The organism is Asaia sp. As-1742 (genome assembly GCF_011753235.1).
GTDB lineage: Bacteria > Pseudomonadota > Alphaproteobacteria > Acetobacterales > Acetobacteraceae > Asaia > Asaia bogorensis_B.
The window spans coordinates 1-7808 of record NZ_VWWA01000028.1 but is presented as its reverse complement, the minus strand read 5'-3'; the positions used below and the strand labels follow the sequence as shown (position 1 = coordinate 7808).

The window sequence follows — 7808 nt, the reverse complement described above, 5'->3', positions numbered from 1 at the left end:
TTTCGCACGTCGACTGAAGACGCTCCGGGGCCTCACGCCATACGAATTCGTTTGCCAGCAATGGCAGCACGAGCCATCAAGATTCACGCAAAACCCGCACCATCAAAACCCGGGACCAAACAATTAGAGCATAATCCGATCAATCTGGCTCATACCCTGCGGCGGTGAAGCACGCGGTATCCTGTTCTGGGCAGACGTCATCAATAGCGGCGCATACGGCGTCCTGCAGGGCCTCGACGGTGCGCGGGGAGGTTGTCGAGGATCACGATATCTCCTGCCGTCAGGCTCGGGGCCAATATCTGTTGGGCATACGCCGCGAACCATTCGCCTGTCATCGGCCCGGTCAGCATCATCGGTGCCGTCATGCCCGACAGGCGTAGGCCGCCAATGAAGGTCGTCGTGTTCCAATGCCCGTGCGGCACCGGCACCCGGCAGCGCGTGCCGCGCTTTGAGCGTCCGCGCAGACGGGCCATTTTCGTGGAAACGGCGGTCTCGTCGATGAAGACCAGGCGCTCGGGATCGAGATCAGGCTGGCCCTCGAACCAGGCCTCGCGCCGTGCCGCGACGTCGGGCCGTGTCTGCTAGCTGGCGTGCGCTGTTTTTTTGACGGTCATGGCGTGGCGGTCAAGGCAACGCCAGATCGTGCTCGGTGCGAAACGCCCGCCGTGCCTCGTCGCCAGCCTGTCCGCCAGTTCTATCAGCGAGATATCGTCTTTTGTCTCGACTTCGGAAAGCAGGAAGTCCGACCAGGCCTCGACCCGATGCGAGCGACGATCACCGCCCTGTGTTAGCGCATGGTCGCGGCCGCTGGCGCGCCACTCCGCCACCCACCGGATGACGCTCGTCGGAGAAATACCGAAGCGTGAAGCTGCAGCACGACAGCTCATTCCGGATGCCACGGCGGTAAGCGTGCGTTGGCGAAGGTCGGTGGACAGGGCTCGGGTCATGCATGCCAGCCTCCCGTCTGGAGGTATGAATCAGATTTCCATCCCGGCGGGAACCCTAAAACGACTCCGTCAGGTCGGATTATGCTCTAAGTCTGACAATCCGTGGACAAGCGTCGGAATTTTTCACTCGGCATCGCCTGAGTGTTGGAGCAGGATACAGTCCTGTTTGCGGTAAGGTATGACACTGTTAGCGCTTTCCGCACTGTTGTCGCTATAGGTCAAGGATCGGATGCGGCCGGTATCTGGGCTGGAGCCGATTGCTGTGTCTGTAGGACGCTTCCTGTAAACGCTGCTGGGCAATGAGCCACGCAAGAAGGGCACGCTTTTCTCGACCGGGTGCTCTACTTGCCGAAAAGCTGGACCGATACATCGTAGCGCCTGGCAGCCGCCCATGTGCCCGATGACGTCCGCTTTGCCATCAAGCCGTTTCTGGCCAACGCTACGATCGGGCGAGCGCTTGCGGTTGAAGTGCCGTTTTCCTGGGACGCCGGTGACAGCTTTTATGGCGTCGGCGACTTGGAAATGGCGCTACGTCGCGCGGGTAAAGGGGGCATGCTGGGTATGAACGCCAACCACTGGTTCTTTTCCTAGGCTCAGGACTCATTCTTCGAGGTAGAAGATGACGCTTGCTACGATGTGGATTGCGGACATGAATGTATGAGCGCAGCGGTCATATCGGGTCGCAACACGTTGCCAGTCTTTCAGCTTTGCGAACATATTTTCGATCAGATGGCGCTTTTTATACAGGTGCCAATTGTAAGGTGGCCTTGATTTCCAGTTCTTCTTCGGCGGAATACAGGCTGTGATGTTCTGGTCTGCAAGCGATACCCTGATCTGATTGCTATCGTAGACTCTGTCCCCGATGACCTCTTCTGTCTCATCGGGGAGGTCTGCCAGAAGCACGTCTACGCCTCTGAAGTCACTGACCTGTCCAGCAGTCAGATGAAGGTGGACAGGTTGGCCCTGATCATCGCACACGGCAAGAAGTTTTGTGTTCAGGCTGCCTTTTATCCGTCCTATATGGCGGAAAAAAGCGCCTTTTTGAGCAGGGACGCCGAAATCCGGTGTGCCTTGAGATGTCTTGCATCGATCATCAGACGCTTCGAACGGCCAACCTGTTCTGTCAGGACGACAAAGATCCTGTCAAAGACACCCAGGCGGCTCCACCGGATAAAGCAGTTGTAGAAAGTCTTGTGTGGACCATACGCTTTCGGAGCATCCCTCCACTGAAGGCCGTTGCGGATAATATAAACGATCCCGCTCAGAACACGCCGGTCATTCACGCGTGGCACTCCGTGTGCCAGAGAAAAAAACAGTTCAATCCGCTTCATCTGGCGCTCAGACAGCATAAACACATCACTTACAGGCCTACCCTCCATCGGTAAGCCTGTGAGTCACGACTTCTCGTTCAGTTCAATAAATTAATAGGTCCTGAACCTAGGAAAAATAGCGGAAGGCCGCCAAATTTCGCCTATCGGCAGTCTTATCTCGCTACGCGTTATCGACCGATCCGATCGGCAGACGACGCCCGGCGTCGACGGTTGTCTTTTGAGCGTTTTAGCGCCCAGTCCTCGAGTGTGAGCATTCCCAGATTCTCGGATCGCAGAGCGAGAATATCAGCTCTGAAGCCGTCTCGGGCGATCCACTCGAACATCAGACGAAAGTCCTCGGGCAGGCGCGCTCGCATGACAGAGGGGATCGTAAAGCTGCTGCTAGGGCGTATTCCGGCACTCCTCAGAATTAACGCTGCAGAGCGGGCCGTCACGGTGTCACTTGCAAGCTCAATGGCCCGACCAAGATACCGATCAGGTTTCTCGAACGCCTCTGCAGCGAACCAGGCAACATCCTGCACCGAGACAAGCTGCATGGCCTGATCCGGCCTCAGATAGGTCTTCATCATGGAGAGCATGGTGATCCGAAAGATCAGACTTGAAAAGTTATCCATAAAGGCCGCAGGACGTAGAACCGTAGTCGGCACGTTCAGTGACGCAATGTGCTGCTCAATCGCCCATTTGCTCTCGAAATGAGGCACGCCGCTTCGTCGCTCAACCCCGCCTGCGGAGCACTGCACAAAGTGCCGCACGCCACTTTCCTTGGCAAGGCTGGCAAGCCTCTTCCCCTGTCGCTCCTCACCGGCAGGGCCGATCTTCATGGGCGACTGGACAGATAAAACACCCTCAGCCCCATCAAGAGCCAATCGAAGGGAGTATTTGTCTTCCAGATCACCGTGGAAGGTTTCGACCCCAAGCTTTGCCAGAGCAACTGCTTTTGGCGCCTTCAGATCCCGAACAAGCGCGCGTAGGCGCCAGTGCCCTCGGCGTTGCATCTCGCGGATCGAGGCACCGCCTTGTTGTCCGGTTGCGCCCGTAATCAGAATGACTGGTTTTAACATCTCGGCCCCCTTACTGAAGAGGCACAATAAGCCGTTCCGGTTGGACAAGGCAGATACGTCATCGTAGACGTCTCGTTCTATATCTGGAACACAAGCCATGAACTCAGATGATCTCGGGAGCTTTCTGCGCATCGCGGAGACCATGAGTCTCAGCGCGGCCTCGCGCGTCACGGGAACGCCCAAATCATCGCTCAGCCGAGCATTGTCCCGTCTGGAGAGGGAAATCGGGGCGAAGCTGTTCGAGCGCGTCCCGCATGCCCTCAGATTGACGGAGGCCGGGCGTATACTCTTGATCCACGCAAGACGCGTCATAGACGATCTGAACGAGGCAACAGCGGCTCTCGATAGTGTGACGGGGCAGCCTCGAGGCGTTCTGAAGATCAGCGCGGCAACGACATTCGCAATAGGCTTGGTGGCGCCAATGCTGCCGCACTTTTTGCGAGAGTATCCTGAGTTGCGCGTCCATCTTGAGGCTGAGAACCGGATTGTTGATCTGGCGAGGGAGGATGTCGACGTGGCAATCCGGATAGGGGCCATGCCCAACTCTGACCTGATCGCCAGCAAGCTGGGCAGGATAGAATTATGGGCCTGCGCCAGCCCGGCGTATCTCTCGGAAAGGGGTACGCCCCAGACGCCGCACGACTTGACCAATCACGAGTTGCTTGGGTGGACCGATCAACCGTCGATCTGGCGTTTTACGGATAACTCGAAGTGCGAGCATCGCGTGTCCGTTAATGTTCGATCCGTCATCCCGGAGCCCGCCGTCCTGCAGGTCGTCCTCGAAAACGGGAGAGGGGTCGGACGTTTACCTGACTTTTTGGCACGTCCCTCAATCGAGAAGGGGAGGCTTGTTAGACTGCTCCCCGACTATGAAGCGGAGACGGTGGAGGTACATGCCGTCTACGCAGCGCATCGGAGCCTTTCCTCCAAGGTCCGGGTGTTTATCGATGCTTTGCGCGTGCACCTGGGCGCGATATGAATCCCACGCTAGGGCAACAGCATGATCTCTGCTGCTTCCTGGTGAAGATTATTTTCATAGATTTCAGGTCGGCTTGCTCTCACTCTTGTCGCAAAATCGTCTCCAGATCTGGAGCAGTCCAAGACACTTACGGTCTACTATCAGCGATGCTCAGGTAGGTAGGTGAGATACTGCCCTTCAGAGGGAAGGTTCATCGTTTCCCGACGCGCATCCAGTACCTTTGCATCGATCCCACCAGAGTCCATAGAATACGGAGCAAAGTAACGGTTCAATCCGTAGGTGTTTGCCTTCCCTGGGGCGTAAACTAGGCTATGCCGCCGCAGTGGATAAGCCACTTGATGAGGCGCTACGTAAAGAAAACTGCCTTACGAGTGAAGAGAGCTTCCGTGCCTCCGCATCCAATGTGTGGCTCGCGGCTGAACTTTGTTCGACCATTGCTGCGTTTTGCTGGGTCATTCTATCCATCTGCGACATAGTCGAATTTATCTCACCCAAAGAGGTAGCTTGAACCTGGGCATGATCGGCAATCTGCGAGACGAGTGTATTGATTTTGCCAATCAGCTGACCAATCCCGATGAAAGCTTCGCTTGTTTCTTTAACCATGCTTACACCCGCATCGATTTTTGTATTCGACGCCGTGATCAGATTTTTGATCTCCCGTGCAGCGTCAGCGGAACGCTGAGCCAATGATCGTACCTCCGTTGCCACCACATTGAAACCACGACCCGCCTCGCCCGCGCGGGCTGCTTCGACTGCCGCGTTTAGAGCTAGCAAATTGGTCTGAAAGGCAATGCTATCGACGACGTCTATGATACCGACAATTTGGTTCGACGCATTCTCGGCTTCCTCAATCGTTCGGAGGGTGGCGTTTGCGACATCGTTGTATTTTTCCGAGGCGGCGTTGGCTTGTTCGGTTATCTTGTATGCATCCTGAGCGGCAGAGGCGGCGGCACGTACCGTCGACGTGATCTGATCCAGGGCTGCGACTGTTTGTCCAAGGCTGGCAGCCTGATGTTCCGTTCGACGGGCGAGATCGTCCGTCGTCTGGGCAATCTCGCCGGATCCACCACGAACGCTTTCTGTGCTCTGTGCAACACTGGACATGGTGTCATGTAGTCGCGCCACAGCAGTGTTGAAATCGTCACGCACCCCTTCGAGATCCGGACCAAATTCCGTGTCCAGTCGTACTAAAAGATCGCCGTCAGCAAGCTTGCCAAGCCCTTCGGCAAGAGACTTCACGACAAGCGTGAGTTGCAGGGATGCCGCCGCCCGTCCTTCTTCGTTGCACAAGCGCTCTGTTTCCGCCCGTCTGCGTTGGGTTTCGGCCTCGGCTTCCAGGCGTTTCTTCTCATTAGCTTGTTCCTCGAACACCTTTACCGCGCGAGCCATCTCGCCAATTTCGTCCGGGCGATCAAGCCCGGGAACGTTACCCCTTGGGAGCTGCCGGGCGAGACTGTGCATATTATCGGCCAACCCGGCCAATAGCTCTTTCTGTCTCGAAATTACCCAGACAGCCAGAGCCACATACGCGACCAGCAAGGGGAGGAATATAGCGGCCAACCCAATGATATAACCTATCATGTCCGACCGGGCCTGCTTCAGGTAGATACCCGTGCCTATAATCCAGTGCCATTGCGGTATGGCGATCGCCAAACTCATTTTTCGCTGCGGGGTGCCGTCACCGTTCTTAGGCATATAGTATTCGTGGAAGATTTGTCTTCCGGCTAAGGCTGATCTTATCATAGGAGCAAACACTGGCTCTTTGTTGATATCGACCCGTTGAATCTGGTTGGTGCCTACCAACTTATGATCGGATTCCGATATGACCGTTCCATCTTCGCCGAGAGCGAAAATGTAGTTCGAACCATCGAAGCGGATGGCAGAGATCAGCTCGCGTGCTTTTTGTTGAGCCTCTGTCCTAGACAACTGTCCGGCACTTTCCTGGCTTACATATCTGTCGATGATTGATTTCGTTGAGTCCAGAATATCAATTATCTCTTTCTGTTTGGCCTCCATATACAAATCGTAACTATGCTTCAGCGCCATCCCCGTTCCGGAGATCATGATAAGAAGAGCCAGCAAGAATATTATAAAAAATTGTTTTGTCAGAGATATTTTTATCAAAAGATTATTCATTACCTTAATCCAGCCTACGCCATTACGTCTAAATGTACTGTTGGGTGTCTGCGGTGTACGGAGATTCGCTGGCGCTTTCGAGGTGAGAAATATTCCACGGCATTATAGTATGATTAGGATTTAGATGCTTTGATCTTGCGCAAAATCGAATCCGTTGCGTTTTCGCGGATAATCCAGACTTCCAAATCGGCAATCTTTGTGATGGCTCAGGCTGAGTGCCAGACTGACCGAAGCCGGGCGCATACTCCCGATCCACGCAAGACGCGTCATGGATGATCTGAATGAGGCCACCGCGGCCCTCGATGGGGTAACGGGGCAACCTCGTCGGGGTGTTCTGAAAATCAGCGCGGCAACGACTTTCGTAATCGGGCTGGTGGCGCCGATGCTGCCGCATTTTCTGCGAGAGTATCCTGAGTTGCGCGTTCATCTTGAGGCTGAGAACCGGATCGTCGATCTGGCGAGGGAGGATGTTGACCTGGCAATCCGGATAGGGGCCATGCCCGACTCCGATCTGATCGCCAGCAAGCTGGGCAGGATCGAATCATGGCCCTGCGCCAGTCCGACCTACCTCTCTGAAAAAGGCCCGCCCCTAACGGCACACGACCTAGCCGGTCGCGAATTGCTCGGATGGACCGATCATCCCTCGGTCTGGAGTTTCCGGGATAGCTCTGATCGCGAACATCGCGTAACCGTCGCTGTTCGAGCCGTCATCCCGGAGCCCGCCGTCCTGCAGGTCGTCTTCGAGAACGGGAGAGGGGTCAAACGTTTGCCTGGATTTTGTTTCAGACGCTCTGATCTGCGGTCGTCGGTTCCGCATTCTGGCTGTCATCGATGATTGCAGTCGGGAATGCGTCTGTCTGATGGCCGATACGTCCTTACCCGGCGGACGGGTCGCGCGGGAATTGACTGCGCTGGACATGAGGCACGGCAAGCCTCTCATGCTCGTCAGCAACAATGGAACGGAGTTCACCTCACATGCCATTCTGAAATGGACCGAGACGACAAGGGTCGAATGGCACTATATCGCGCCCGGCAGACCACAGCAGAACGGATACGTCGAGAGCTTCAACGGGAAATTGCGCGACGAATGCCTCAACGAGATCCTGTTCACGTCGCTGGCATACGCCATGGAGGTTCTTGCTGCTTGGCAATACGACTACAACACCGTGCGTTCACACTTGCAGCTCGGTGGCAAGACACCCGATCAGATCGCCGGGCAACGCTCCTTAGGTGTTTGGTCCCGGGTTTTGATGGTGCAATCTTTTCATCGGAATGGAAGGAAGCACTATGGGCCAGGTTCACCACGGGAGCGCCACGACGACAGCGGCAGTCCGTCGAGCGATACAGCATAGTG

Annotated in this window: 6 protein-coding genes and 4 pseudogenes; 5 read left to right on the top strand and 5 right to left on the bottom strand. The window is 55.7% G+C overall.

Annotated features, from left to right (window positions below; genetic code table 11):
• A pseudogene (locus F3J08_RS16415) lies at positions 1–127 on the top strand (IS481 family transposase); the annotation flags it as partial.
• 73 nt (positions 128–200) lie between these two features.
• Here F3J08_RS16415 and F3J08_RS17625 read toward each other — a convergent pair.
• Positions 201–500, bottom strand: coding sequence for a transposase (locus F3J08_RS17625; RefSeq protein WP_370458763.1), 300 nt, complete (start codon positions 498–500; stop codon positions 201–203).
• Between the two features lie 81 nt (positions 501–581).
• Positions 582–947, bottom strand: a complete 366-nt coding sequence (locus F3J08_RS17620; protein ID WP_370458762.1) for a helix-turn-helix domain-containing protein — start codon at positions 945–947, stop codon at positions 582–584.
• A 306-nt stretch (positions 948–1253) separates the two neighbouring features.
• Here F3J08_RS17620 and F3J08_RS16405 point away from each other — a divergent pair.
• Positions 1254–1535: pseudogene (locus F3J08_RS16405) on the top strand (transposase); the annotation flags it as partial.
• Positions 1536–1547: 12 nt separating this feature from the next.
• Here the strand turns inward: F3J08_RS16405 and F3J08_RS16400 are convergent.
• Positions 1548–2326 (bottom strand): annotated as a pseudogene (locus tag F3J08_RS16400) (IS5 family transposase).
• Positions 2327–2445: 119 nt separating this feature from the next.
• Positions 2446–3339: an NmrA/HSCARG family protein gene (locus F3J08_RS16395; protein ID WP_166931763.1), complete on the bottom strand. Its 894-nt coding sequence runs from the start codon at positions 3337–3339 to the stop codon at positions 2446–2448.
• Positions 3340–3436: 97 nt separating this feature from the next.
• Between F3J08_RS16395 and F3J08_RS16390 the strand changes: the two genes are divergently transcribed.
• Positions 3437–4318, top strand: a complete 882-nt coding sequence (locus F3J08_RS16390) for a LysR family transcriptional regulator (protein ID WP_166931760.1) — start codon at positions 3437–3439, stop codon at positions 4316–4318.
• Between the two features lie 309 nt (positions 4319–4627).
• On the opposite strand, the gene F3J08_RS16385 is transcribed toward F3J08_RS16390, so the two are convergent.
• On the bottom strand, positions 4628–6454 hold the full coding sequence (locus F3J08_RS16385) for a methyl-accepting chemotaxis protein (RefSeq protein WP_166931757.1): 1827 nt from the start codon (positions 6452–6454) through the stop codon (positions 4628–4630).
• 268 nt (positions 6455–6722) lie between these two features.
• Between F3J08_RS16385 and F3J08_RS16380 the strand changes: the two genes are divergently transcribed.
• Both F3J08_RS16380 and F3J08_RS16375 read left to right on the top strand, forming a co-directional pair.
• Complete coding sequence (locus tag F3J08_RS16380) at positions 6723–7289, top strand: substrate binding domain-containing protein (RefSeq protein WP_240149421.1); 567 nt, start codon at positions 6723–6725, stop codon at positions 7287–7289.
• Positions 7225–7668, top strand: a pseudogene (locus F3J08_RS16375) (integrase core domain-containing protein); the annotation flags it as partial. The gene F3J08_RS16380 and the pseudogene F3J08_RS16375, both read left to right, overlap by 65 nt.
• Positions 7669–7808 lie beyond the last annotated feature (140 nt).